Raw genomic sequence first — 25,363 nt, forward strand, 5'->3', positions numbered from 1 at the left:
GGGGCTTGCCCCCGAAAGCGATGGATCAGTCGAGCTATTGGTAACTGACAAAGCGTCATCGGCGGCAAGCCCCCTCCCACACTGGCCGTAATTCTGTCCAAACACCGCGTCATATCTTGAATCGAGGCATCCCATGACCTGGCAACCCCACATTACCGTCGCCACCATCGTCGAAGACAAAGGACGCTTCCTGATGGTCGAAGAACTCAAGGGCGGTCGCGCCGTGCTCAATCAGCCCGCCGGCCACCTTGACCCAGACGAAACCCTGACCGAGGCCGCCGTGCGTGAAACTCTCGAAGAAACCGGCTGGGACGTTGAAGCCACCGGTATCGTCGGCATCTACCTGTACACCGCACCCAGCAATGGCGTGACCTACCAAAGGGTCTGTTTCATTGCCAAAGCCCTGAAACACCACCCGAACTACCAACTCGACGAAGGCATCCTGCGCGCCCGCTGGCTGAGCCGTGACGAGCTGATGGCCGTGCGCGAGGACTGGCGCAGCGAGCTGATCATCCGCTGCATCGATGATTATCTGGCCGGCCAGCGTCACAGTCTGGAATTGATCCGCCCTTCTCTTTAGCCTTGCGGGCCCAGGCCTGCTAGAATCGCGTCCTTTTTCAAGACACCCGTTGAAACCCTATGCGTGATCCAGCCCCTTCTGACACACAAAAGAAGCGCGTCATCGTCGGCATGTCCGGCGGCGTGGATTCTTCCGTTTCCGCCGTTCTGCTCATGGAGCAGGGTTATGAGGTGGAAGGCCTGTTCATGAAGAACTGGGAAGAAGACGATGGAACGGAATATTGCACCGCCATGGACGACCTGGCAGATGCCCAGGCCGTGTGTGACAAGATCGGTATCAAGCTGCACACCGCCAACTTCGCCGCCGAGTACTGGGACAATGTGTTCGAGCACTTCCTGGCTGAATACAAGGCCGGTCGCACGCCGAACCCGGACATCCTGTGCAACCGCGAAATCAAGTTCAAGGCGTTCCTCGACTACGCCATGATCCTTGGCGCCGACCTGATTGCCACTGGCCACTACGTGCGCCGCCGCGACATCGATGGCCGTACTGAACTGCTCAAGGGCCTGGACCCGAACAAGGACCAGAGCTACTTCCTGCACGCTGTTGGCGGTGAACAGATCGCCAAGACCCTGTTCCCGGTGGGCGAGCTGGAAAAACCCGAAGTGCGCAGGATCGCCGAGAAACACGGCCTGGCTACCGCGAAGAAAAAGGATTCCACCGGGATTTGCTTTATCGGCGAGCGCCGCTTCAGCGACTTCCTTAAGCAATACCTGCCGGCGCAACCGGGTGAGATCAAGACCACCGAAGGTGAAGTGATCGGCCGTCACCATGGCCTGATGTACCACACCATTGGCCAACGCCAGGGCCTGGGCATCGGCGGTTTGAAAGACGCCGGTGAAGAGCCGTGGTATGTGCTGGTCAAGGACCTGGAAAACAACGTGCTGATCGTCGGCCAGGGTAATGAACACCCGCTGCTGTTCTCGGGCGCGCTGCTGGCCTCGGAGATCTATTGGGTCAACCCGATCGACCTGAGCACCCCGCGCCGCCTGACTGCCAAAGTGCGCTATCGCCAAAGCGACCAGCCCTGCACCCTGGAAAAAACCGCGACAGGCTACCGCGCCACCTTTGATGACCCGCAACGCGCGGTCACCCCCGGCCAGTCGGTGGTGTTCTATGACGGCGAAATTTGCCTGGGCGGCGGCGTGATTGAAGTCGCGCAAGCCTGGAGCAACCCGGCATGAGCCCTACCCAAGAGCAATTGACGGCACTCGGCGGGGTATTTCTCTCCGCCGTGCTCGTGGACAAGATCGCCAAGACCGGCCAGGTCACCGAAGCCGGCCTGACTTGCATGCTCGGCAGCCTGCTGATCCGCGACCCCAAGGACACTCTGGAAGTCTACGGCGGCGACGACCTCGCACTGCGTGAAGGTTACCGCGCCCTGATCGGCGCCCTGGAGCGCGACCCCAGCACCTTGCAGCGCGAGCCGCTGCGCTACGCCCTGTCGATGCTCGGCCTCGAGCGCCAACTGGCCAAGCGCGAGGACATGCTGGAAACCATCGGCAAACGCCTGCCACAAATCCAGTCCCAGGTAGAACACTTCGGCCCGGCCCACGAAAACGTGATCGCCGCCTGTGGTGCGCTGTATCAAGACACCTTGAGCACTTTGCGCCAGCGGATCCAGGTTCACGGCGACATGCGCAACCTGCAGCAACCGAACAACGCCTCGAAAATCCGCGCCCTGCTTCTGGCCGGTATTCGCTCGGCGCGGTTGTGGCGTCAGTTGGGCGGCCATCGCTGGCAGCTGGTGATCAGCCGTCGAAAATTGCTCAAAGAGCTTTACCCGTTGATGCGCAACGAATAAGTCGCAGCAAAGGGCTTTTTTCAAGCCGTTACGCGTAATACGCCGGTCAGTTGGCGACGGACCGGCGGATTTTTTCATGTATGATACGCGCCCCATTTCGTTGCCCGACTGTCCGAGAACACCCCATGCAGCTCTCTTCGCTCACTGCGGTTTCCCCTGTTGACGGCCGCTACGCCGGCAAAACCCAGGCCCTGCGCCCTATTTTCAGCGAATACGGCTTGATCCGTGCTCGTGTTCTGGTTGAAGTGCGCTGGCTCCAGCGCCTGGCCGCTCATCCCGCCATCAGCGAAGTGCCGGCGTTCTCTGCCGAAGCCAACGCTGTGCTCAACACCCTGGCGGAAAATTTCTCCCTGGAGCACGCCGAGCGTGTGAAAGAGATCGAGCGCACCACCAACCACGACGTCAAAGCCATTGAATACCTGCTCAAAGAGCAGGCGGCCAAGCTGCCGGAACTGGCCCAGGTCAGCGAGTTCATCCACTTTGCCTGCACCAGCGAGGACATCAACAACCTGTCCCACGCCCTGATGCTGCGCGAAGGCCGCGATGACGTGATGCTGCCACTGATGCGCCAGACCGCCGAAGCTATCCGCGAACTGGCCATCCGTTTCGCTGACGTGCCAATGCTGTCGCGCACCCACGGCCAGCCAGCTTCGCCGACCACCCTGGGCAAAGAACTCGCCAACGTGGTGTATCGTCTGGAGCGTCAGATTGCTCAAGTCGCTGCCGTACCATTGCTGGGCAAGATCAACGGCGCCGTCGGCAATTACAACGCGCACCTGTCGGCCTACCCTGAGATCGACTGGGAAGCCAACGCCCGCGCCTTCATCGAAGACGAGCTGGGCCTGGGCTTCAACCCTTACACCACGCAGATCGAGCCCCACGACTACATCGCGGAGCTGTTCGACGCCATTGCGCGCTTCAACACCATCCTGATCGACTTCGATCGCGATATCTGGGGCTACATCTCCCTGGGCTACTTCAAGCAGCGCACCATTGCCGGTGAAATCGGTTCGTCGACCATGCCGCACAAGGTCAACCCGATCGACTTCGAAAACTCCGAAGGCAACCTCGGCATCGCCAACGCCCTGTTCCAGCATCTGGCCAGCAAGCTGCCAATCTCACGCTGGCAGCGCGACCTGACCGACTCGACCGTACTGCGCAACCTCGGCGTGGGTTTTGCCCACAGCGTGATCGCGTACGAAGCCAGCCTCAAAGGCATCAGCAAGCTGGAGCTCAACGCGCAGAAAATCGCCGCTGACCTGGACGCATGCTGGGAAGTGCTGGCCGAGCCGATCCAGACCGTGATGCGTCGCTACAACATCGAAAACCCGTACGAGAAGCTGAAAGAGTTGACGCGCGGCAAGGGCATCAGCCCTGAAGCGCTGCAAACTTTCATCGACGGCCTGGACATGCCAGCCGCCGCCAAGGCCGAGCTGAAACTGCTCACCCCGGCCAACTACATCGGCAACGCGGTAGAGCAAGCCAAGCGCATCTGATCATCGCAAGACCCTTGAGACGCCCGGCCGCGCCGGGCGTTTTTATTCCAGTCTGAAAAGTGCTTTCTTTCAATAGGTTACACATGAATCCTGACATCCCTCTTCAACTTCTGGGCGGCATCACGGCACGGGAATTCCTGCGTGACTACTGGCAGAAAAAACCACTGCTGATCCGTCAGGCCATCCCTGATTTCGAAAGCCCGATCGACGCCGACGAACTGGCCGGCCTGGCCTTGGAAGAAGAAGTCGAATCGCGCCTGGTGATCGAACACGGCGAGCGCCCGTGGGAACTGCGTCGCGGCCCGTTCGCCGAAGACGCCTTCGGCAGCCTGCCTGAGCGCGAGTGGACCCTGCTGGTGCAGGCGGTCGACCAGTTCGTTCCGGAAGTGGCCGAGCTGCTGGAGCAGTTCCGCTTTCTACCAAGCTGGCGCATCGACGATGTGATGATCAGCTTCGCCGCGCCTGGCGGCAGCGTTGGTCCGCACTTCGACAACTACGATGTGTTCCTGCTGCAAGCCCAAGGCAAGCGCAACTGGAAGATCGGCCAGATGTGCAACTCCGAAAGCCCGCTGCTGCAACACGCCGACCTGCGCATCCTCGCCGAATTCGAAGAAACCGCCGAATGGGTACTCGAACCGGGCGACATGCTCTATCTGCCGCCACGCCTGGCGCACTTCGGCATCGCCGAAGACGACTGCATGACCTACTCGGTCGGCTTCCGTGCGCCGAGCGCCGCCGAAGTGCTCACCCACTTCACCGATTTCCTCGCCCAATACCTGACGGATGAAGAGCGCTACACCGACGCCGACGCGCAGCCGGTCAGCGACCCGCATCAGATCCAGCGCGACGCCCTCGACCGCCTCAAGAGCCTGCTGGCCGAGCACATGAGCGACGAACGCATGCTGCTGACCTGGTTCGGCCAGTTCATGACCGAACCGCGCTACCCAGAACTCGTGGCCGGCGAAGAGCTGGGCGAAGAAGACTTCATCAGCACCCTGCAAGACGGCGCGATTCTGGTACGCAACCCAAGCGCGCGCATGGCGTGGTCGGAAGTGGACGACGACGTGCTGCTGTTTGCCAGCGGCCAGAGCCGCTACCTGCCCGGCAAGCTGCGTGAACTGTTGAAACTGGTGTGCTCCGCCGATGCGTTGCACAGCGAAAACCTGGGTGAGTGGCTCGCCGACGAAGACGGCCGCGACCTGCTGTGCGAGCTGGTCAAGCAAGGCAGCCTGGGATTTGCCGATGAATAAAATTCACGTAAGTGTCGCGGACTGGCAAAAGGATATCGCCGAGATTCGGCGCATTCGTGAAGCGGTATTTATCGCTGAACAATCGGTTCCGCCCGAGCTGGAGTGGGACGCGGATGACGCTGGTGCGATGCACTTCCTGGCGTTCGAAGGCGACTTTCCAATCGGCACCGCTCGCCTGCTGCCCAGCGGCGAGATCGGCCGCGTATCGGTCCTCAAGGACTGGCGCGGCCTGAAGGTTGGCGACAAGCTGATGGAAGCGGTGATTGGCGTGGCCGAGCAACGCGGCCAGACCAAACAGTTCCTCAGCGCGCAGGTCTATGCAGCGCCGTTTTATGAGCGGTTGGGCTTCAAGATCGTCAGCGATGAGTTCCTGGAAGTCGGGATTCCCCATGTTGATATGGTGCGTGGGGGCTGATCCCTGCTTAAGGGCTTGTCTGTGGTGAGCGGGCTTGCCCCGCGCTGGGCTGCTTAGCAGCCACAAAACCAAACGCCGCGTTCTTTCTGAAAGAACGCGGCGTTTTTTATAGGGGCCGCTAGGCAGCCCAGCGCAGGGCAAGCCCGCTCACTACACGCCAGGCCGACAAACTGGCACTATCAAGCCTAAATGACTCGCAGAGATAACGGACATGTCCCTACGCACCCTGCTCACCGCCCTCCTCCTGGCCGTCAGTTGCTCGACAATGGCCGACACCGAAGTCGTCAACCTGAACAACCGCACCAGCGCCGATCTATTGCCGGTGGCGCAGAATTTCATCGGTAAGGACGGCACCGTCAGCGCCTACGGCAACCAACTTATTGTTAACGCCGATCCCGGCAAGCTCCAGGACCTGCGCGCACTGATTGCACAACTGGACACACCGGCCAAGCGCCTGCTGATTACTGTAGACACCAACGAAAACAACCAACAGAACAGTGGCGATAGCCAAACCCGCATCATCAACTACGGCACTGCCAGTCGCGACGGCGGCATCCAGCAGATCCAGGCCAGCGAAGGCGTGCCCGCGCTGATCCAGGTCGGCCAGAGCGTGCCACTGACCACCACCCAACCAGACGCCTACGGCCGCCCGCAGAACCAGACCCAATACCGCAACGTCACCCAGGGCTTCTACGTCACTGCCAGCGTCACCGGCGAGACCGTGCATCTGGCGATCAGTACCAACCGTGACCGCATGAGCCAGGAACGTCCCGATGTAGTGAATGTACAAAGTACCGACACAACCGTCAGCGGGCGCCTTGGCGAATGGATCCCCCTGGCCGGCATCAACCGTGAAACCCAAGCCGATAAATCCTCTACAACCCGCAGCTACTCTACCCAGGGCCGTGATGACCTGACGTTGCGGGTCAAGGTCGACACCCTGAACTGAAGCACCAAAAACTGACTGATGAGTCGTATTAGACTAAAGATGTAGTGCTATAAAAAAAGCACTACAAAACATTTGACGATCCAAAAAAGCATGGGCATGATGGCCTCGCTCCCGCTAATCAGGGGCCCTGGCAAGGGCCTTCGGATCGTCGCTCTAAGCTACCCACCTGAGCCGATTCGTGTCTGTACCGCCCACAAGGTGTGTTTGACGAGGTTGCGACTGGAACGAAGTTGTCCCGAGGGACGGAAGCTAACCAGGTAACCCGGCAACATGCTGCAGAATACCCAAGGGCCCACGATGCCCGAAGACCGTTCTCGGCCAGCCTTTACCTGCCCCCTCTCGATCATCGTTCATCCCGTCGCCTTCCCCGTCGAACCTGACTTGACCACCTATGCTTCTGGTCAGCGAGCAGCCATACCCCGCAACGATTGCGCGGCTGGCAAATGGATCTTTCCACCTAGACCTATGCGACGAGGTTTTTCCCCATGGCACTGACACGCGAACAGCAAATTGCAGCCCTTGAAAAAGATTGGGCTGAAAACCCACGCTGGAAAGGCGTAACCCGCGCTTATTCCGCTGCTGACGTCGTCCGCCTGCGTGGCTCGGTTCAACCTGAGCACACCTTTGCAAAACTCGGCGCCGAGAAGCTGTGGAACCTGGTCACCCAAGGTGCCAAGCCTTCCTTCCGCCCCGACAAAGATTTCGTCAACTGCATGGGCGCCCTCACTGGCGGCCAAGCAGTCCAACAGGTAAAAGCCGGCATCCAGGCGATCTACCTGTCCGGCTGGCAAGTGGCAGCGGACAACAACTCCGCTGAATCCATGTACCCCGACCAATCGCTGTACCCGGTTGATTCCGTGCCGACCGTAGTTAAGCGCATCAACAACTCGTTCCGTCGTGCTGACCAGATCCAGTGGAAAGCTGGCAAAGGCCCAGGCGATGAAGGCTACATCGACTACTTCGCGCCAATCGTAGCTGACGCCGAAGCCGGCTTCGGCGGCGTACTGAACGCCTATGAGCTGATGAAAAGCATGATCGAAGCAGGCGCCGCGGGCGTTCACTTCGAAGACCAACTGGCTTCCGTGAAGAAATGCGGCCATATGGGCGGCAAGGTACTGGTTCCGACCCAAGAAGCTGTACAGAAGCTGACCGCTGCCCGTCTGGCGGCTGACGTTGCCGGCACGCCGACCATCATCCTGGCCCGTACCGACGCCAACGCAGCAGACCTGTTGACCTCGGACTGTGACCCGTACGACCAGCCATTCGTTACCGGCGAACGCACTCAGGAAGGTTTCTACAAGGTACGCGCCGGCCTCGATCAGGCCATCGCCCGCGGTCTGGCCTACGCACCGTATGCCGACCTGATCTGGTGCGAAACCGCCAAGCCGGATCTGGACGAAGCGCGTCGTTTCGCCGAAGCGATCAAGAAGGAATACCCGGACCAACTGCTGTCCTACAACTGCTCGCCTTCTTTCAACTGGAAGAAGAACCTGGACGACGCGACCATCGCCAAGTTCCAGCGCGAACTGTCCGCCATGGGCTACAAGCACCAGTTCATCACCCTGGCCGGCATTCACAATATGTGGCACAGCATGTTCAACCTGGCGCACGACTACGCCCGCAACGACATGACCGCCTACGTGAAGCTGCAGGAGCAGGAATTCGCTGACGCCTCCAAAGGCTACACCTTTGTGGCGCACCAGCAGGAAGTGGGTACTGGCTACTTCGATGACATGACCACCGTGATCCAGGGCGGCACCTCGTCCGTGACCGCGCTGACCGGGTCGACTGAAGAAGAGCAGTTCCACTGATCGATGTGAGTACACAGCCACTGCGGACCCGTTAAAGAGCTAACCGCAGTGCTGCACGACAATCACGCCCCGACTGGTTCGGGGCGTTTTTTTGCCTGAGATATCTGCCCCGGGCCAATGAGAATCCAAATGTGGGAGGGGGCTTGCCCCCGATAACGGTGGATCAGCAACAGCGTTATTGACTGACACTCAGCCATCGAGGGCAAGCCCCCTCCCACAAGGGAACGCACGCAACCTGAAGATTTTGTACAAAACCTTGATCCAGAGCGGTATTCGCTGCGGATAAATCGGTTAAAAGATCCGCTCCGGCAACTTGCGCCAATCAAACAAGTAACGGCAACTTACCCCGCCACATGAGAAACAATCGCTTAAACCCCGCGCAAACAATATTCATTATCATTTAGACCATGAAAACTTCGTTACTGGTTAAACAAAACATAATTGATCAAATGCCCGCTAATCCCCGCCCCGCAAGGGCTACAGCCCCAAGAAGGTGCACTATGTCCTTATTCCATCGAATAATTTCGCTATAGGAATTTTACTTGCCCGGTGTTTAGCCATAAAATCACCGCGATTGACTGCGCTGCGACATATCGTCACTGCATCATTACTTTTTCGAGCTCAGAGACCTTTGCTCTCTGTTAAGGATTTCCAGCATGACCGAAGCGACAGGACTCATGGCCCACAACTGGGGCTTTGCCATTTTCCTCCTCGGTGTTGTCGGCCTTTGCGCCTTCATGCTCGGTGTTTCCAGCCTCCTCGGGTCAAAAGCCTGGGGCCGCAGCAAAAACGAACCGTTCGAGTCGGGCATGCTACCTACAGGTGGCGCCCGTCTGCGGCTCTCAGCCAAATTCTATCTGGTCGCGATGCTGTTCGTGATCTTCGATATCGAAGCCCTCTTTCTCTTTGCCTGGTCTGTGTCCGTCCGCGAAAGCGGCTGGACCGGATTCGTCGAAGCTCTCGTTTTCATAGCAATTCTGTTGGCAGGCCTTGTCTACCTATTTCGAGTGGGCGCCCTTGACTGGGCTCCGGAAGCTCGTCGTAAGCGGCAAGCGAAGCTGAAACAATGAGGCTTTGGCGATGCAATACAATCTCACCAGGATCGACCCGGATGCTCCTAACGAGCAGTACCCCATCGGCGAACGGGAAACCGTTTCCGATCCGTTAGAAGACCAAGTCCACAAAAACATCTACATGGGCAAACTCGAAGACGTGCTGAGTGGCGCGGTCAACTGGGGGCGTAAAAACTCCCTGTGGCCGTACAACTTCGGCCTTTCGTGCTGCTACGTGGAAATGACCACCGCCTTCACGGCGCCCCACGACATCGCGCGCTTTGGCGCCGAAGTTATCCGGGCATCACCGCGCCAGGCGGATTTCATGGTTATCGCCGGAACCTGCTTCATCAAGATGGCGCCAATCATTCAGCGTCTCTACGAGCAAATGCTCGAACCGAAGTGGGTTATCTCCATGGGTTCGTGCGCCAACTCCGGTGGCATGTACGACATCTACTCAGTGGTCCAAGGGGTGGATAAGTTCCTGCCCGTGGACGTCTACGTGCCTGGCTGCCCGCCCCGCCCTGAAGCATTTCTGCAAGGCTTGATGCTGTTGCAGGAATCGATTGGCAAGGAGCGTCGTCCGCTTTCCTGGGTCGTCGGCGATCAAGGCGTTTACCGCGCCGAGATGCCCTCGCAAAAGGAACAGCGCCGCGAACAGCGAATCGCAGTCACCAACCTGCGCAGCCCTGACGAAGTCTGATCCAGCCCGCTTCTTTTATAGAACGAACACCTGGCTTCATTCTTTACGTTGACCGAAAGCGATAAAAAACCATGACTACAGGCAGCGCTCTGTACATCCCGCCTTATAAGGCAGACGACCAGGATGTGGTCGTCGAACTCAATAACCGTTTTGGCCCTGACGCCTTCACCGCCCAGGCCACACGTACCGGTATGCCGGTGCTGTGGGTGGCGCGCGCCAAGCTCGTCGAAGTCCTGACCTTCCTGCGTAACTTGCCCAAGCCGTACGTCATGCTGTATGACCTGCATGGCGTGGACGAGCGTCTGCGCACCAAGCGCCAGGGCCTGCCAAGCGGTGCCGATTTCACGGTGTTCTACCATCTGATGTCGCTGGAACGTAACAGCGACGTGATGATCAAGGTTGCCCTCTCCGAGAGCGACCTGAGCGTCCCGACCGTAACCGGTATCTGGCCGAACGCCAGTTGGTACGAGCGTGAAGTGTGGGACATGTTCGGTATCGACTTCCCCGGCCACCCGCACCTGACGCGCATCATGATGCCGCCCACGTGGGAAGGTCACCCGCTGCGCAAGGACTTCCCTGCCCGCGCCACCGAATTCGACCCGTTCAGCCTCAACCTCGCCAAGCAACAGCTTGAAGAAGAGGCTGCGCGCTTCCGTCCGGAAGACTGGGGCATGAAACGCTCCGGCACCAACGAGGACTACATGTTCCTCAACCTGGGCCCGAACCACCCTTCGGCTCACGGTGCCTTCCGTATCATCCTGCAACTGGATGGCGAAGAAATCGTCGACTGCGTGCCGGACATCGGCTACCACCACCGTGGCGCCGAGAAGATGGCCGAGCGTCAGTCGTGGCACAGCTTCATCCCGTACACCGACCGTATCGACTACCTCGGCGGCGTGATGAACAACCTGCCGTACGTGCTCTCGGTCGAGAAGCTGGCCGGCATCAAGGTCCCGGACCGCGTCGACACCATCCGCATCATGATGGCCGAGTTCTTCCGGATCACCAGCCACCTGCTGTTCCTGGGTACCTATATCCAGGACGTCGGCGCCATGACCCCGGTGTTCTTCACATTTACAGACCGTCAGCGCGCCTACAAGGTCATCGAAGCCATCACCGGTTTCCGTCTGCATCCGGCCTGGTACCGCATCGGCGGCGTGGCCCACGACCTGCCGAATGGTTGGGAGCGCCTGGTCAAGGAGTTCATCGACTGGATGCCCAAGCGTCTGGACGAGTACCAAAAAGCCGCGCTCGATAACAGCATCCTCAAGGGCCGTACCATCGGCGTCGCCGCCTACAACACCAAAGAGGCCCTGGAATGGGGCGTCACCGGTGCAGGCCTGCGCTCGACTGGCTGCGACTTCGACCTGCGTAAAGCGCGCCCATACTCCGGCTACGAGAACTTCGAGTTCGAAGTGCCGGTGGCCGCCAATGGCGATGCCTACGACCGTTGCATCGTGCGCGTCGAAGAAATGCGCCAGAGCCTGAAGATCATCGAACAGTGCATGCGCAACATGCCGGCCGGCCCGTACAAGGCGGATCACCCGCTGACCACGCCGCCGCCCAAAGAACGCACGCTGCAGCACATCGAAACCCTGATCACGCACTTCCTGCAGGTTTCGTGGGGCCCGGTCATGCCGGCCAACGAATCCTTCCAGATGATCGAAGCGACCAAGGGTATCAACAGTTATTACCTGACGAGCGATGGCGGCACCATGAGCTACCGCACCCGGATTCGTACTCCAAGCTTCCCGCACTTGCAGCAGATCCCTTCGGTGATCAAAGGCGAGATGGTCGCGGACTTGATTGCGTACCTGGGTAGTATCGATTTCGTTATGGCCGACGTGGACCGCTAAGCATGAACAGCACGCTTATCCAGACAGACCGTTTCACCCTGAGTGAAACCGAGCGCTCGGCCATCGAGCACGAGCTGCATCACTACGAAGACCCGCGCGCGGCGTCGATCGAAGCCCTGAAGATCGTTCAGAAGGAACGTGGCTGGGTGCCGGACGGCGCCCTCTACGCCATCGGCGAGATTCTCGGCATCCCTGCCAGCGACGTTGAAGGCGTGGCTACGTTCTACAGCCAGATCTTCCGCCAACCGGTGGGCCGTCACATCATTCGCGTGTGCGACAGCATGGTCTGCTACATCGGTGGTCACGAATCCGTGGTCAGCGAGATCCAGAACAAACTGGGCATCGGCCTGGGCCAAACCACTCCGGACGGCCGCTTCACGCTGCTGCCGGTGTGCTGCCTGGGCAACTGCGACAAGGCGCCGGCGTTGATGATCGACGACGACACATTCGGTGACGTGCAGCCTACTGGCGTGACCCAATTGCTTGAGGGCTACCCATGACCCTTACATCTTTCGGCCCCGCCAACCTGATCAAGCGTTCGCCTGAGACCCATCCTCTCACCTGGCGCCTGCGTGACGATGCCGAGCCGGTATGGCTCGACGAGTACCAGGCCAAGAACGGCTACGCCGCTGCGCGCAAAGCCTTTGCCGACATGGCCCAGGACGACATCGTCCAGACCGTGAAAGACGCCGGCCTCAAAGGCCGCGGCGGTGCAGGCTTCCCCACGGGCGTGAAGTGGGGCCTGATGCCCAAGGACGAGTCCATCAACATCCGCTACCTGCTGTGCAACGCGGATGAAATGGAGCCGAACACCTGGAAAGACCGCATGCTGATGGAGCAACTGCCCCATTTGCTGATCGAAGGCATGCTGATCAGTGCCCGCGCGCTGAAAACCTATCGTGGCTATATCTTCCTGCGTGGCGAATACACCACCGCCGCCAAGCACCTCAACCGTGCCGTGGAAGAAGCCAAGGCTGCTGGCCTGTTGGGCAAGAACATCCTGGGTTCCGGCTTTGATTTCGAACTGTTCGTGCACACCGGCGCCGGGCGTTACATCTGCGGTGAAGAAACCGCACTGATCAACTCCCTCGAAGGGCGCCGCGCCAACCCGCGCTCCAAGCCCCCCTTCCCCGCCGCCGTGGGCGTATGGGGCAAGCCGACCTGCGTCAACAACGTTGAGACCCTGTGCAACGTGCCGGCGATCATCGCCGACGGCGTGGACTGGTACAAATCGTTGGCCCGTGAAGGCAGCGAAGACATGGGCACCAAGCTCATGGGCTTCTCCGGCAAGGTCAAGAATCCTGGCTTGTGGGAGCTGCCATTCGGCGTTACCGCACGCGAGCTTTTCGAGGACTACGCCGGCGGCATGCGCGACGGCTACACCTTGAAGGCCTGGCAGCCAGGCGGCGCTGGTACCGGTTTCCTGTTGCCCGAGCACCTCGACGCACAAATGTATGCCGGCGGCATCGGCAAGGTGGGCACCCGGATGGGTACTGGCCTGGCGATGGCGGTGGACAACACCGTGAACATGGTCTCGCTGCTGCGCAACATGGAGCAGTTCTTTGCCCGTGAATCCTGTGGCTTCTGCACCCCATGCCGCGACGGTCTGCCGTGGAGCGTCAAGCTGCTGATGGCCCTGGAAAATGGCGAAGGCCGTGAGGGTGACATCGAGACCCTGTTGGGTCTGGTCGGTTTCCTCGGCCCAGGCAAGACCTTCTGTGCTCACGCACCGGGCGCCGTGGAGCCATTGGGCAGCGCAATCAAATACTTCCGCTCGGAGTTCGAAGCCGGTATTGCGCCTACCAGCGCCGCCGTCCCGCCTCTGGCAAGGCCGATCGTAGTCGGCGCGTAACGCTTTAAAAGGCGAAGGGTCCGTGCCCTTCGTCTTCTCATGGGCTGACGCCGTAAAGGCTGTGTTGATGCCCATGAATAACAAGATTCCATTAGCCACGCCCGCTGACAACGGGCCAACGAAGAACTTTGAACCATGGCCACTATCCACGTAGACGGCAAAGCGCTCGAAGTCGATGGGGCGGACAACCTGTTACAGGCATGTCTGTCACTAGGCCTCGACATCCCGTATTTCTGCTGGCACCCCGCACTCGGTAGCGTCGGTGCCTGTCGCCAGTGTGCGGTCAAGCAATACACCGACGAGAACGACACCCGTGGTCGTATCGTCATGTCCTGCATGACCCCAGCCACCGACAACACCTGGATCTCCATCGAAGATGAAGAATCCAAGGCGTTCCGCGCCAGCGTTGTCGAATGGCTGATGACCAACCACCCCCACGACTGCCCAGTCTGTGAGGAAGGCGGTCACTGCCACTTGCAAGACATGACGGTGATGACCGGCCACAACGAGCGCCGTTATCGCTTCACCAAGCGTACCCACCAGAACCAGGACCTCGGCCCGTTCATTTCCCACGAGATGAACCGCTGCATCGCCTGCTACCGCTGCGTACGTTTCTATAAAGACTACGCTGGCGGCACCGACCTTGGTGTCTTCGGCGCCCACGACAACGTGTACTTCGGTCGCGTTGAAGACGGCGTGCTCGAAAGCGAGTTCTCCGGCAACCTCACTGAGGTCTGCCCGACCGGTGTGTTCACCGACAAGACCCACTCCGAGCGCTACAACCGTAAGTGGGACATGCAATTCGCCCCGAGCATCTGCCACGGCTGCTCCAGCGGTTGCAACATTTCCCCGGGCGAACGCTACGGCGAACTGCGTCGTATCGAAAACCGCTTCAACGGTTCGGTCAACCAGTACTTCCTGTGCGACCGTGGCCGTTTCGGCTATGGCTACGTCAACCGCAAGGATCGCCCGCGCCAACCACTGCTGGCCGACGGCACTAAGCTGAGCCTGGACGACGCGCTGGATAAAGCCGCCGACCTGCTGCGCGGTCGTAATATCGTCGGTATCGGTTCGCCTCGCGCCAGCCTCGAAAGCAACTACGCGTTGCGCGAACTGGTCGGTGCCGAGCACTTCTACTCCGGCATCGAAGCTGGTGAGCTGGAACGCATCCGTCTGGTCCTGCAAGTGCTGAACGACAGCCCGCTGCCAGTGCCGAACATGCGCGACATCGAAGACCACGATGCCATCTTCGTGCTCGGTGAAGACCTGACCCAGACCGCCGCGCGTATCGCGCTGTCCCTGCGTCAGTCGGTCAAAGGCAAGGCTGAAGAGATGGCCGACGCCATGCGCGTACAGCCATGGCTGGACGCTGCGGTGAAAAACATTGGCCAGCACGCGCTGAACCCGCTGTTTATCGCCAGCATCGCTGAAACCAAGCTCGACGACATCGCCGAAGAATGCGTCCACGCTGCACCGGACGACCTCGCCCGCATCGGTTTCGCCGTGGCCCACGCCCTGGACGCCAGCGCGCCTGCCGTCGAAGGCCTGGACACAGAAGCCGTCGAATTGGCCCAACGCATTGCCGACGCCCTGCTGGCAGCCAAGCGTCCATTGATCATTGCCGGTACCTCGCTGGGTTCCAAAGCATTGATCGAAGCCGCCGCCAACATCGCCAAGGCCTTGAAGCTGCGCGACAAGAACGGCTCCATCAGCCTGGTCGTGCCGGAAGCCAACAGCCTAGGCTTGGCCATGCTGGGTGGTGAGTCCCTGGACGCTGGCCTGCAAGCCGTGATCGACGGCAACGCCGACGCCATGGTGGTGCTGGAAAACGACCTGTACACACGCACCGACGCCGCCAAGGTTGACGCTGCACTGAACGCCGCCAAAGTTCTGATCGTGGCCGACCACCAGAAGACCGCCACCAGCGACCGCGCTCAGTTGGTATTGCCAGCGGCGAGCTTTGCCGAAGGCGACGGTACCCTGGTCAGCCAGGAAGGCCGCGCCCAGCGCTTCTTCCAGGTATTCGATCCGAAGTACATGGACGCCAGCATCCTGGTTCACGAAGGCTGGCGCTGGCTGCATGCCCTGCGCGCGACCCTGTTGAACCAACCGATCGATTGGACCCAACTGGACCACGTGACCGCAGCCGTCGCCGGCAGCACACCGCAGCTTGCGCGTATCGTCGATGCCGCACCGTCCGCCGCGTTCCGCATCAAGGGCATGAAATTGGCCCGTGAACCGCTGCGTTACTCCGGTCGTACCGCCATGCGCGCCGACATCAGCGTGCACGAACCGCGTACCCCACAAGACAACGACACCGCGTTCGCCTTCTCCATGGAAGGTTACTCGGGGTCAGTCGAGCCGCGTCAGCAGGTGCCGTTTGCCTGGTCGCCGGGCTGGAACTCGCCACAAGCCTGGAACAAGTTCCAGGACGAAGTCGGTGGTCACATCCGCGCTGGCGACCCAGGCACCCGCCTGATCGAAAGCACCGGTGACTCGCTGAACTGGTTCGCAGCAGTACCGCGCCCGTTCAACCCGGCCCAGGGCACTTGGCAAGTTGTGCCGTTCTTCCATCTGTTCGGCAGCGAAGAGAACTCTTCCAAGGCCGCGCCGGTGCAAAGCCGCATCCCAGAAGCGTACGTGTCCGTGGCCAAGTCCGAAGCCGACCGTCTCGGCGTCAACGACGGTGCCGTGCTCAGCCTGAACGTGGCCGGCCAGACTCTGCGTCTGCCGCTGCGTATCAACGAAGCGTTGGGTGCTGGCCTGGTTGCACTGCCTAAAGGCCTCGCCGGCATTCCGCCTGCGATCTTTGGCAAAACCGTTGACGGTCTGCAGGAGGCAGCGCAATGACCTGGTTCACCCCTGAAGTGATCGACGTGATCATCTCGGTCGTCAAGGCCATCGTGATCCTGTTGGCCGTGGTCGTTGCGGGCGCCCTGCTCAGCTTCGTCGAACGTCGCCTGCTGGGCTGGTGGCAGGACCGTTACGGTCCGAACCGCGTTGGCCCATTCGGCATGTTCCAGATCGCTGCCGACATGCTGAAAATGTTCTTCAAGGAAGACTGGACCCCACCGTTTGCCGACAAGGTGATCTTCACCCTGGCGCCGGTCGTGGCCATGAGCGCCTTGCTGATTGCCTTCGCGATCATCCCGATCACCCCGACCTGGGGCGTGGCGGACCTGAACATCGGCTTGCTGTTCTTCTTCGCCATGGCCGGTCTGTCGGTCTACGCGGTGTTGTTCGCCGGTTGGTCGAGTAACAACAAGTTCGCCCTGCTGGGCAGCTTGCGTGCCTCGGCGCAGACCGTGTCCTACGAAGTGTTCATGGGCCTGGCGCTGATGGGCATCGTGGTGCAGGTCGGCTCGTTCAACATGCGCGACATCGTCGAGTACCAGGCGCAGAACCTGTGGTTCATCATTCCGCAGTTCTTCGGCTTCTGTACTTTCTTCATCGCTGGCGTCGCCGTGACTCACCGTCACCCGTTCGACCAGCCTGAAGCAGAACAGGAACTGGCCGACGGTTACCACATTGAATATGCCGGCATGAAATGGGGCATGTTCTTCGTCGGTGAGTACATCGGCATCATCTTGATCTCTGCCCTGCTGGTGACGCTGTTCTTCGGCGGCTGGCACGGTCCGTTCGGCATCCTGCCGCAGTTGGCGTTCTTCTGGTTCTTCCTGAAGACCGCGTTCTTCATCATGTTGTTTATCCTGCTGCGCGCTTCCATTCCGCGTCCACGATACGACCAGGTGATGGATTTCAGCTGGCGCTTCTGCCTGCCACTGACCCTGATCAATTTGCTGGTGACTGCTGCCGTTGTGTTGTTGAACACGCCAGCGGCCGCGGTTCAGTGAGGATTTGACCCATGTTCAAATATATTGGCGACATCGTTAAGGGTACCGGTACCCAGTTGCGAAGCCTGGTGATGGTATTCGGTCACGGTTTCCGCAAACGCGACACCCTGCAATACCCGGAAGAAGCGGTGTACCTGCCGCCGCGCTATCGCGGCCGTATCGTGCTGACCCGCGACCCCGATGGCGAAGAGCGTTGCGTAGCCTGCAACCTGTGCGCCGTAGCGTGCCCGGTGGGTTGCATCTCCCTGCAGAAAGCTGAAACCGAAGACGGTCGCTGGTACCCGGACTTCTTCCGTATCAACTTCTCGCGCTGCATTTTCTGCGGCCTCTGCGAGGAAGCTTGCCCGACCACCGCAATCCAGCTGACACCGGATTTCGAGATGGCCGAGTTCAAACGTCAGGACCTGGTGTACGAGAAAGAAGATCTGCTGATCTCTGGTCCCGGTAAAAACCCTGATTACAACTTCTATCGTGTTGCAGGTATGGCCGTTGCCGGTAAGCCGAAAGGCGCCGCACAAAACGAAGCCGAGCCGATCAACGTGAAGAGCTTGCTGCCTTAAGGAAGAAAGATGGAATTCGCTTTCTATTTCGCATCGGGTATTGCAGTGGTGTCCACGCTTCGTGTGATCACCAACACTAACCCCGTGCACGCCCTGCTCTACCTGATCATTTCGCTGATCGCCGTGGCCATGACGTTCTTCAGCCTCGGCGCACCGTTCGCCGGTGTGCTCGAAGTGATCGCCTACGCCGGCGCCATCATGGTGCTGTTCGTGTTTGTGGTGATGATGCTCAACCTTGGGCCGGCTTCGGTCGCCCAGGAACGCGTCTGGCTCAAGCCCGGCATCTGGCTCGGCCCGGTTGTCCTCGCAGCGCTGCTGCTGGGTGAGCTGCTGTATGTGCTGTTCGCTCACCAGAGCGGCCAGGCCATCGGCCACACCACCGTAGACGCGAAAGCCGTGGGCGTCAGCCTGTTCGGCCCGTACCTGCTGGTGGTCGAACTGGCTTCGATGCTGCTGCTCGCGGCAGCCATCACCGCCTTCCACTTGGGCCGCAACGAAGCCAAGGAGCAATGACGATGCCTGCTATCCCTTTGGAGCATGGTCTGGCGGTTGCCGGCATCCTGTTCTGCCTTGGCCTGGTCGGCCTAATGGTTCGCCGTAACATTCTGTTCGTGTTGATGAGCCTGGAAATCATGATGAACGCTGCGGCACTGGCGTTCATCGTTGCAGGTGCACGTTGGGGCCAGCCCGATGGACAAGTCATGTTCATCCTGGTGATCAGCCTGGCAGCCGCCGAGGCCAGTATCGGCCTGGCGATCCTGCTGCAACTGTATCGTCGCTTCCACACGCTTGATATCGACGCTGCCAGTGAGATGCGCGGATGAACATGATCTTTCTGACTTTCGTATTTCCCCTGATCGGTTTCCTGCTGCTGTCGTTCTCCCGTGGACGCTGGTCGGAAAACCTCTCGGCCCTGATCGGCGTGGGTTCCATTGGCCTGTCGGCCATCGTGGCCGCCTACGTCATCTGGCAATTCAACGTAGCGCCGCCGGAAGGTGGTCACTACACCCTGGTGCTGTGGCAGTGGATGTCGGTGGAAGGCTTCAAGCCTAACTTCGCCCTCTACGTCGACGGCCTGTCGATCACCATGCTCGGCGTGGTCGTCGGCGTGGGCTTCCTGATCCACCTGTTCGCGTCCTGGTACATGCGCGGTGAAGCGGGCTACTCGCGCTTCTTCTCGTACACCAACCTGTTTATCGCCAGCATGCTGTTCCTGGTGCTCGGCGATAACCTGTTGTTCCTGTACTTCGGCTGGGAAGGCGTGGGCCTGTGCTCGTACCTGTTGATCGGTTTCTACTACAGCAACCGCAACAACGGTAACGCGGCACTCAAGGCATTTATCGTTACCCGCATCGGCGACGTGTTCATGGCCATCGGCCTGTTCATCCTGTTCCAACAGGTGGGCACGCTGAACATCCAGGAACTGCTGGTGCTGGCACCACAGAAATTCCAGGTCGGCGACTTCTGGATCACTCTGGCGACCCTGATGCTGCTGGGTGGCGCCGTGGGTAAATCTGCGCAACTGCCGCTGCAAACCTGGCTGGCGGATGCGATGGCCGGTCCTACCCCAGTGTCGGCACTGATCCACGCCGCTACGATGGTAACTGCGGGTGTCTACCTGATCGCCCGTACCCACGGCCTGTTCACCCTGGCGCCGGACATCCTGCACCTGGTGGGCATCGTCGGCGGCGTGACCCTGGTGCTGGCCGGCTTTGCCGCGCTGGTGCAGACCGACATCAAGCGTATCCTCGCCTACTCGACCATGAGCCAGATCGGCTACATGTTCCTGGCCCTGGGCGTTGGCGCCTGGGACGCGGCGATCTTCCACCTGATGACTCACGCTTTCTTCAAGGCCCTGCTGTTCCTTGCCTCCGGTGCGGTGATCGTTGCCTGCCACCACGAGCAGAACATCTTCAAGATGGGCGGCCTGTGGAAGAAACTGCCGCTGGCCTACGCCAGCTTCATCGTCGGTGGTGCAGCCCTGGCCGCACTGCCACTGGTGACCGCCGGTTTCTACTCGAAAGACGAAATCCTCTGGGAAGCCTTTGCCAGCGGTAACCAGAACCTGCTCTACGCAGGCCTGGTGGGTGCGTTCATGACCTCGCTGTACACCTTCCGCCTGATCTTCATCACGTTCCACGGTGAAGCCAAGACCGAAGCGCACGCAGGTCACGGCATCTCCCACTGGTTGCCACTGTCGGTGCTGATCGTGCTGTCGACCTTCGTCGGCGCCCTGATCACCCCGCCCCTGGCCGGTGTACTGCCGGAAAGCGCCGGCCATGCCGGTGGCGCCGCCAAGCACAGCCTGGAAATCGCCTCGGGCGCCATTGCCATCGCGGGTATCCTGCTGGCCGCGCTGTTGTTCCTCGGCAAGCGTCGCTTCGTGACGGCCGTGGCCAACAGTGGCATTGGCCGCTTCCTGTCGGCCTGGTGGTTCGCCGCCTGGGGCTTCGACTGGATCTACGACAAACTGTTCGTCAAGCCTTACCTGGCTATCAGCCATGTACTGCGCAAAGACCCGCTCGACCAGACCATCGGTTTGATCCCGCGCGCCGCCAAGGCCGGTCACACCGCCCTGAGCCGCAGCGAGACCGGCCAACTGCGTTGGTATGCAGCGTCCATGGCGGTCGGTGCCGTGCTGGTGATCGGCGCCATCGTTGTCGTGGCGGTCTGACCATGTCTATGTACATTGCGAACTTTGCAAACTTGCGAAAGGAAACGAGCCTGTCATGATTCTGCCCTGGCTAATCCTGATCCCCTTCATCGGCGGCCTGCTCTGCTGGATGGGTGAACGCTTCGGCGCCACCCTCCCCCGCTGGATTGCGTTGCTGACCATGTCCCTGGAACTCGCACTCGGCCTCTGGCTGTGGGCCCACGGTGACTATTCATTCGCTCCGGCACCGGGTGTCGATCCGACTTTCGCGCTTGAATTCAAGCACGTGTGGATCCAGCGCTTCGGCATCAACGTGCACCTGGCCCTCGATGGCCTGTCGCTGTTGATGATCCTGCTGACCGGCCTGCTGGGTATCCTCTCGGTACTCTGCTCCTGGAAAGAGATCCAGCGTCACGTGGGCTTCTTCCACCTGAACCTGATGTGGATCCTGGGCGGCGTTGTCGGCGTGTTCCTCGCCCTCGACCTGTTCATGTTCTTCTTCTTCTGGGAAATGATGCTGGTGCCGATGTACTTCCTCATCGCGCTCTGGGGTCACAGTTCTTCGGACGGCAAGAAAACCCGGATCTACGCGGCGACCAAGTTCTTCATCTTCACCCAGGCTTCCGGCCTGATCATGTTGGTGGCGATCCTGGGTCTGGTACTGGTCAACTTCAACAGCACAGGCGTGATTACGTTCAACTACGCCGACCTGTTGAAAACCAAGATGTCCCTGACCACCGAGTACATCCTGATGCTGGGCTTCTTCATCGCGTTCGCGGTGAAGCTGCCGGTGGTGCCGTTCCACTCCTGGCTGCCTGACGCTCACGCCCAGGCACCGACCGCAGGTTCCGTTGACCTGGCCGGCATCCTGCTGAAAACCGCTGCCTATGGCCTGCTGCGTTTCGCGCTGCCGCTGTTCCCGAACGCCTCGGCGGAGTTCGCGCCGATTGCCATGACCCTGGGTCTGATCGGGATCTTCTACGGTGCGTTCCTGGCGTTCGCGCAAACCGACATCAAGCGTCTGATTGCCTTCTCGTCCGTTTCCCACATGGGCTTCGTACTGATCGGCATCTACTCCGGCAGCCAACTGGCGTTGCAAGGTGCAGTGATCCAGATGTTGGCGCACGGTGTTTCCGCCGCTGCACTCTTTATCCTGAGTGGCCAGTTGTACGAGCGCCTGCACACCCGTGACATGCGTGAGATGGGCGGCGTGTGGTCGCGCATCGCGTACCTGCCGGCGATCAGCCTGTTCTTTGCCGCTGCCTCGTTGGGCTTGCCGGGTACCGGCAACTTCATCGGCGAGTTCCTGATCCTGATGGGTGCCTTCGTGCAAACGCCTTGGATCAGCGCCATTGCTACTTCCGGCCTGGTATTCGGTTCGGTCTACTCGCTGATCATGATCCACCGCGCCTACTTCGGCCCGGCCAAGTCCGACACCGTCCTGAAAGGGATGGATGCTCGCGAACTGATCATGGTGCTCGGCCTTGCGGTGCTGCTGATCTACATCGGTGTGTACCCGCAACCGTTCCTGGACACTTCTGCCGCAACGATGCATGGCGTGCAGCAGTGGTTCGGCACCGCCTTCTCTCAACTCGCTTCGGCCCGGTAAGAGCGCTATGGAATTCACGATCCAACACTTTATCGCGCTTGCGCCGCTGCTGATTACCAGCCTCACCATCGTGGTGGTGATGCTGGCAATCGCCTGGCGCCGCAATCACTCACAAACGTTCCTGCTGTCCTGTGCCGGTTTGAACCTGGCTTTGCTGTCGATTATCCCGGCACTCAAGGTCGCGCCACTGGCGGTGACCCCGCTGATGATGGTCGATGACTTCGCGCTGCTGTATATCGCGCTGATCCTCGTCGCCACCCTCGCCTGCGTCACCCTCGCCCACGCCTACCTCGGCGAAGGCGGCACCGGCTACCCAGGCAACCGCGAAGAGCTGTACCTGCTGATCCTGCTGGCTGCGGCCGGCGGTATCGTGCTGGTCAGCGCACAGCACCTGGCCGGCTTGTTCATCGGCCTGGAACTGCTGTCCATCCCGACCTACGGCCTGGTGGCTTACGCCTTCTTCAACAAGCGTTCCCTGGAAGCCGGCATCAAGTACATGGTGCTGTCGGCTGCCGGTTCCGCGTTCCTGTTGTTCGGTATGGCCCTGCTCTACGCCGAAGCCGGCAGCCTGAGCTTCACCGGTATCGGCCATGCACTGGCTGCCACCAACAGCCCGGCGCCGATTGCCCAACTGGGCCTGGCGATGATGCTGATCGGCCTGGCATTCAAGCTGTCGCTGGTGCCGTTCCACCTGTGGACCCCAGACGTGTACGAAGGCGCCCCGGCGCCGGTGGCTGCGTTCCTGGCTACCGCGTCCAAGGTTGCTGTGTTTGCCGTGATGGTGCGTCTGTTCCAGATCTCGCCTGCTGCCAATACCGGCGTGCTGAGCAACGTGCTGACCGTGATCGCCATCGCGTCGATCCTGTTCGGTAACCTGCTGGCCCTGACCCAGAACAACCTCAAGCGTCTGCTGGGTTACTCGTCCATCGCTCACTTCGGCTACCTGCTGATCGCCCTGGTGGCGAGCAAAGGCCTGGCCATGGAAGCCATCGGCGTTTACCTGGTCACCTACGTGATCACCAGCCTCGGCGCCTTCGGTGTAATTACGCTGATGTCCTCGCCGTACAAAGGCCGTGACGCTGACGCCCTGTACGAGTATCGCGGCCTGTTCTGGCGCCGCCCGTACCTGACCGCCGTACTGACCGTGATGATGCTGTCCCTGGCCGGTATCCCGCTGACCGCGGGTTTCATCGGCAAGTTCTACATCGTCGCTACCGGTGTCGAAGCCCACGAGTGGTGGCTGGTTGCGTCCCTGGTACTGGGCAGCGCTATCGGCGTGTTCTACTACCTGCGCGTGATGGTCACCCTGTACCTGATCGAGCCAAACCTGCGCCGTGTGGATGCCGAGCTGCATTGGGAACAGAAGGCAGGCGGCGTGATGCTGCTGGCCATCGCCCTGCTCGCGTTCTTCCTGGGCGTGTACCCACAACCGTTGCTCACCCTGGTGCAGCACGCGGTACTGGGCGTTTGATCGCTTAGCGGGATGCAGTAAACAAAACGGCGCCTTCGGGCGCCGTTTTGCGTTTCTGGATGCCCTGCAACAGGGCGTTCACCTCACTCGTTTTGGGCCAAATCGCGGATGGCCCAAAACTGCATATCCAACCCAGGAAACCCGGCGGGTACATGGATCGCAAAACCGCTCGACTGGCTCAACAGTTGCCAATACTCGCTGCTGCGATCAAGTTCGAAATACGTGCAGCCCGCATAGAACGGCAATTGCCGTGGGGCTGCCGGCAAAGGCCGCAGGCCAACACCCGGCAGTTGCAGGTTGACCAGGTCGCGGATTTTCTCCATCGAGCCGATCTTGACCTGGGAGGGGAAACTGCTGCGCACGCTGTCGGCCGCCATTTGAGCCTGAACCACCAGGATGAAGGTGGCCGAGGCCAGTAACGCCCGGTCCGGCAGCACGGCCACACGGATGCCGTATTGGCGCTCTTCCAAGGGAATAGCGATGGCCCGCGTATCCATCACGGTCGAGAGCATCCGACGCAGTTCAAGCATCACCGGAGCAAACGTTTCTGCCAGGGCCGTATGGCGATACACCGGGTAGGCAGGCGTGCGCTTATCGTCGCGGCTAAACGTTGCCAGCTCACCGGCCAGGGCCGAGAGGTCGCGATACAGTTGCTCGGGATGCAGGCCGCTCATGGTCGATAAATGGCGCATCAGCGGCAGGCTACGATTGAGCACCTGCAGTTGCAGGACATCGGCAATGTCCGCTGCACCACTGCCATCGAGCCGGGCCACGCGCGAGGCCGTGGCTTCGCCCCGCTGCTGCACCAGCCCTGCGACCTCATCGACCATCGCCTTGAGGCATTCGGCCGCCCGGATATCCAGACAGGGCGGGCAGTAGCCGCGATCAAGCACCACACAGTTGTCGGCGCGCTTTTCCAACACGTGGGCGATACCCAGTGAGGTGTAGGCATCGGCCACGTCGCCCTCAAAGGCCAGACGCACGCGCAACTTGCCGACACTCATCAGCGCACTGCTGTCCAGTCCATTACTGTCCCAGACTTCGTATTCTGCGCTGCGAAGACGGGCGAAATTTTCGATACTGGGGTTGTCGTCAACCTCCGGGATCCCGGGACGCAAGCTTGGTAACGCCAACACCACAGTCAGGTCGCGCGCATCATCGGGGATGGTCAGGGGCGGCGGCATTTCATCATCGAATGGCAGGCCGACAGGCGTTCCATCCGGGAATATACCGCTGTATGAAAGCAACGATACCTTGCCCAGAGCCAGTTGCTGCGGGTCAATGTCCAACGCCGAAAAGCCCCAGCCATACGCACGCAACGCCGTGACCCGTGCCTCCAGCTGGGTTTGCAGGAAACGGTCATGTTGTTGCAGATGCTGAGGCTGCAACAACATGCCTTCGGACCAAACCACTTTGTGTTTCCAGGACATTAAGTTCTTCCAATATGG

General features: G+C 60.3%; 22 protein-coding genes. 21 read left to right on the plus strand and 1 reads right to left on the minus strand.

Going from position 1 to position 25,363, the window contains the following annotated elements:
* The first annotated feature begins 133 nt into the window (after nt 1–133).
* The 21 genes from LRO94_RS17265 to nuoN all read left to right on the plus strand — a co-directional run bounded on the left by LRO94_RS17265 (nt 134) and on the right by nuoN (nt 23,915).
* Nucleotides 134–580, plus strand: coding sequence for an NUDIX hydrolase (locus LRO94_RS17265; protein WP_032889681.1), 447 nt, complete (start codon nt 134–136; stop codon nt 578–580).
* Between the two features lie 59 nt (nt 581–639).
* A complete protein-coding gene (gene mnmA, locus LRO94_RS17270; RefSeq protein WP_032889682.1) occupies nt 640–1,764 on the plus strand; it encodes a tRNA 2-thiouridine(34) synthase MnmA in 1,125 nt (374 codons plus the stop codon).
* A complete protein-coding gene (gene hflD / locus LRO94_RS17275) occupies nt 1,761–2,384 on the plus strand; it encodes a high frequency lysogenization protein HflD (protein ID WP_027606331.1) in 624 nt (207 codons plus the stop codon). Before mnmA ends, hflD begins: the two co-directional genes overlap by 4 nt.
* A 125-nt stretch (nt 2,385–2,509) precedes the next feature.
* A complete protein-coding gene (gene purB, locus LRO94_RS17280) occupies nt 2,510–3,880 on the plus strand; it encodes an adenylosuccinate lyase (protein ID WP_032889684.1) in 1,371 nt (456 codons plus the stop codon).
* Nucleotides 3,881–3,963: 83 nt separating this feature from the next.
* The gene (locus tag LRO94_RS17285; protein ID WP_032889686.1) at nt 3,964–5,130 is read left to right on the plus strand and encodes a ribosomal protein uL16 3-hydroxylase; all 1,167 of its coding nucleotides are present in this window, start codon (nt 3,964–3,966) and stop codon (nt 5,128–5,130) included.
* Nucleotides 5,123–5,545 carry a GNAT family N-acetyltransferase gene (locus LRO94_RS17290; RefSeq protein WP_032889687.1) on the plus strand — a complete coding sequence of 141 codons (423 nt, stop codon included), beginning with the start codon at nt 5,123–5,125 and terminating at the stop codon, nt 5,543–5,545. Before LRO94_RS17285 ends, LRO94_RS17290 begins: the two co-directional genes overlap by 8 nt.
* A 211-nt stretch (nt 5,546–5,756) precedes the next feature.
* Nucleotides 5,757–6,494, plus strand: coding sequence for a secretin N-terminal domain-containing protein (locus tag LRO94_RS17295; RefSeq protein ID WP_032889688.1), 738 nt, complete (start codon nt 5,757–5,759; stop codon nt 6,492–6,494).
* Nucleotides 6,495–6,979: 485 nt separating this feature from the next.
* Complete coding sequence (gene aceA / locus LRO94_RS17300; RefSeq protein WP_010458877.1) at nt 6,980–8,305, plus strand: isocitrate lyase; 1,326 nt, start codon at nt 6,980–6,982, stop codon at nt 8,303–8,305.
* Between the two features lie 656 nt (nt 8,306–8,961).
* Nucleotides 8,962–9,375, plus strand: coding sequence for an NADH-quinone oxidoreductase subunit A (locus LRO94_RS17305; RefSeq protein ID WP_003219575.1), 414 nt, complete (start codon nt 8,962–8,964; stop codon nt 9,373–9,375).
* A gap of 10 nt (nt 9,376–9,385) precedes the next feature.
* The gene (locus tag LRO94_RS17310; protein ID WP_003174719.1) at nt 9,386–10,060 is read left to right on the plus strand and encodes a NuoB/complex I 20 kDa subunit family protein; all 675 of its coding nucleotides are present in this window, start codon (nt 9,386–9,388) and stop codon (nt 10,058–10,060) included.
* Between the two features lie 71 nt (nt 10,061–10,131).
* The gene (gene nuoC / locus LRO94_RS17315; protein ID WP_095184439.1) at nt 10,132–11,916 is read left to right on the plus strand and encodes an NADH-quinone oxidoreductase subunit C/D; all 1,785 of its coding nucleotides are present in this window, start codon (nt 10,132–10,134) and stop codon (nt 11,914–11,916) included.
* 2 nt (nt 11,917–11,918) lie between these two features.
* Complete coding sequence (gene nuoE, locus LRO94_RS17320; protein ID WP_179178796.1) at nt 11,919–12,416, plus strand: NADH-quinone oxidoreductase subunit NuoE; 498 nt, start codon at nt 11,919–11,921, stop codon at nt 12,414–12,416.
* The gene (gene nuoF, locus LRO94_RS17325) at nt 12,413–13,768 is read left to right on the plus strand and encodes an NADH-quinone oxidoreductase subunit NuoF (protein ID WP_003174722.1); all 1,356 of its coding nucleotides are present in this window, start codon (nt 12,413–12,415) and stop codon (nt 13,766–13,768) included. Before nuoE ends, nuoF begins: the two co-directional genes overlap by 4 nt.
* A 135-nt stretch (nt 13,769–13,903) precedes the next feature.
* Entirely contained in the window at nt 13,904–16,618 is a 2,715-nt protein-coding gene (nuoG, locus tag LRO94_RS17330) for an NADH-quinone oxidoreductase subunit NuoG (protein ID WP_032889693.1), read from the plus strand.
* Nucleotides 16,615–17,622 carry an NADH-quinone oxidoreductase subunit NuoH gene (gene nuoH / locus LRO94_RS17335; RefSeq protein WP_003174724.1) on the plus strand — a complete coding sequence of 336 codons (1,008 nt, stop codon included), beginning with the start codon at nt 16,615–16,617 and terminating at the stop codon, nt 17,620–17,622. The genes nuoG and nuoH overlap by 4 nt, the downstream gene beginning before the upstream one ends.
* Before the next feature lie 11 nt (nt 17,623–17,633).
* The gene (gene nuoI, locus LRO94_RS17340) at nt 17,634–18,182 is read left to right on the plus strand and encodes an NADH-quinone oxidoreductase subunit NuoI (RefSeq protein ID WP_003174725.1); all 549 of its coding nucleotides are present in this window, start codon (nt 17,634–17,636) and stop codon (nt 18,180–18,182) included.
* A 9-nt stretch (nt 18,183–18,191) separates the two neighbouring features.
* Nucleotides 18,192–18,695, plus strand: a complete 504-nt coding sequence (gene nuoJ, locus LRO94_RS17345; RefSeq protein ID WP_017527176.1) for an NADH-quinone oxidoreductase subunit J — start codon at nt 18,192–18,194, stop codon at nt 18,693–18,695.
* A 2-nt stretch (nt 18,696–18,697) separates the two neighbouring features.
* Nucleotides 18,698–19,006: an NADH-quinone oxidoreductase subunit NuoK gene (nuoK, locus tag LRO94_RS17350; RefSeq protein ID WP_003174727.1), complete on the plus strand. Its 309-nt coding sequence runs from the start codon at nt 18,698–18,700 to the stop codon at nt 19,004–19,006.
* Nucleotides 19,003–20,856, plus strand: a complete 1,854-nt coding sequence (nuoL, locus tag LRO94_RS17355; protein ID WP_099601015.1) for an NADH-quinone oxidoreductase subunit L — start codon at nt 19,003–19,005, stop codon at nt 20,854–20,856. Before nuoK ends, nuoL begins: the two co-directional genes overlap by 4 nt.
* Before the next feature lie 55 nt (nt 20,857–20,911).
* A complete protein-coding gene (gene nuoM / locus LRO94_RS17360) occupies nt 20,912–22,444 on the plus strand; it encodes an NADH-quinone oxidoreductase subunit M (protein ID WP_017527174.1) in 1,533 nt (510 codons plus the stop codon).
* Between the two features lie 7 nt (nt 22,445–22,451).
* Complete coding sequence (gene nuoN, locus LRO94_RS17365) at nt 22,452–23,915, plus strand: NADH-quinone oxidoreductase subunit NuoN (RefSeq protein ID WP_179178795.1); 1,464 nt, start codon at nt 22,452–22,454, stop codon at nt 23,913–23,915.
* 83 nt (nt 23,916–23,998) lie between these two features.
* Here nuoN and tssK read toward each other — a convergent pair whose 3' ends face one another.
* Nucleotides 23,999–25,345, minus strand: a complete 1,347-nt coding sequence (gene tssK / locus LRO94_RS17370; protein WP_179178794.1) for a type VI secretion system baseplate subunit TssK — start codon at nt 25,343–25,345, stop codon at nt 23,999–24,001.
* Nucleotides 25,346–25,363 lie beyond the last annotated feature (18 nt).

Source organism: Pseudomonas sivasensis, from assembly GCF_021391435.1.
GTDB lineage: Bacteria > Pseudomonadota > Gammaproteobacteria > Pseudomonadales > Pseudomonadaceae > Aquipseudomonas > Aquipseudomonas sivasensis.

What these genes read in the sequence shown, in the direction of transcription:
- LRO94_RS17265 (WP_032889681.1), top strand. Translation starts at nt 134, where the DNA reads ATGACCTGGCAACCCCACATTACCGTCGCCACCATCGTCGAAGACAAA.
- mnmA (WP_032889682.1), top strand. Translation starts at nt 640, where the DNA reads ATGCGTGATCCAGCCCCTTCTGACACACAAAAGAAGCGCGTCATCGTC.
- hflD (WP_027606331.1), top strand. Translation starts at nt 1,761, where the DNA reads ATGAGCCCTACCCAAGAGCAATTGACGGCACTCGGCGGGGTATTTCTC.
- purB (WP_032889684.1), top strand. Translation starts at nt 2,510, where the DNA reads ATGCAGCTCTCTTCGCTCACTGCGGTTTCCCCTGTTGACGGCCGCTAC.
- LRO94_RS17285 (WP_032889686.1), top strand. Translation starts at nt 3,964, where the DNA reads ATGAATCCTGACATCCCTCTTCAACTTCTGGGCGGCATCACGGCACGG.
- LRO94_RS17290 (WP_032889687.1), top strand. Translation starts at nt 5,123, where the DNA reads ATGAATAAAATTCACGTAAGTGTCGCGGACTGGCAAAAGGATATCGCC.
- LRO94_RS17295 (WP_032889688.1), top strand. Translation starts at nt 5,757, where the DNA reads ATGTCCCTACGCACCCTGCTCACCGCCCTCCTCCTGGCCGTCAGTTGC.
- aceA (WP_010458877.1), top strand. Translation starts at nt 6,980, where the DNA reads ATGGCACTGACACGCGAACAGCAAATTGCAGCCCTTGAAAAAGATTGG.
- LRO94_RS17305 (WP_003219575.1), top strand. Translation starts at nt 8,962, where the DNA reads ATGACCGAAGCGACAGGACTCATGGCCCACAACTGGGGCTTTGCCATT.
- LRO94_RS17310 (WP_003174719.1), top strand. Translation starts at nt 9,386, where the DNA reads ATGCAATACAATCTCACCAGGATCGACCCGGATGCTCCTAACGAGCAG.
- nuoC (WP_095184439.1), top strand. Translation starts at nt 10,132, where the DNA reads ATGACTACAGGCAGCGCTCTGTACATCCCGCCTTATAAGGCAGACGAC.
- nuoE (WP_179178796.1), top strand. Translation starts at nt 11,919, where the DNA reads ATGAACAGCACGCTTATCCAGACAGACCGTTTCACCCTGAGTGAAACC.
- nuoF (WP_003174722.1), top strand. Translation starts at nt 12,413, where the DNA reads ATGACCCTTACATCTTTCGGCCCCGCCAACCTGATCAAGCGTTCGCCT.
- nuoG (WP_032889693.1), top strand. Translation starts at nt 13,904, where the DNA reads ATGGCCACTATCCACGTAGACGGCAAAGCGCTCGAAGTCGATGGGGCG.
- nuoH (WP_003174724.1), top strand. Translation starts at nt 16,615, where the DNA reads ATGACCTGGTTCACCCCTGAAGTGATCGACGTGATCATCTCGGTCGTC.
- nuoI (WP_003174725.1), top strand. Translation starts at nt 17,634, where the DNA reads ATGTTCAAATATATTGGCGACATCGTTAAGGGTACCGGTACCCAGTTG.
- nuoJ (WP_017527176.1), top strand. Translation starts at nt 18,192, where the DNA reads ATGGAATTCGCTTTCTATTTCGCATCGGGTATTGCAGTGGTGTCCACG.
- nuoK (WP_003174727.1), top strand. Translation starts at nt 18,698, where the DNA reads ATGCCTGCTATCCCTTTGGAGCATGGTCTGGCGGTTGCCGGCATCCTG.
- nuoL (WP_099601015.1), top strand. Translation starts at nt 19,003, where the DNA reads ATGAACATGATCTTTCTGACTTTCGTATTTCCCCTGATCGGTTTCCTG.
- nuoM (WP_017527174.1), top strand. Translation starts at nt 20,912, where the DNA reads ATGATTCTGCCCTGGCTAATCCTGATCCCCTTCATCGGCGGCCTGCTC.
- nuoN (WP_179178795.1), top strand. Translation starts at nt 22,452, where the DNA reads ATGGAATTCACGATCCAACACTTTATCGCGCTTGCGCCGCTGCTGATT.
- tssK (WP_179178794.1), bottom strand. Translation starts at nt 25,345, where the DNA reads ATGTCCTGGAAACACAAAGTGGTTTGGTCCGAAGGCATGTTGTTGCAG.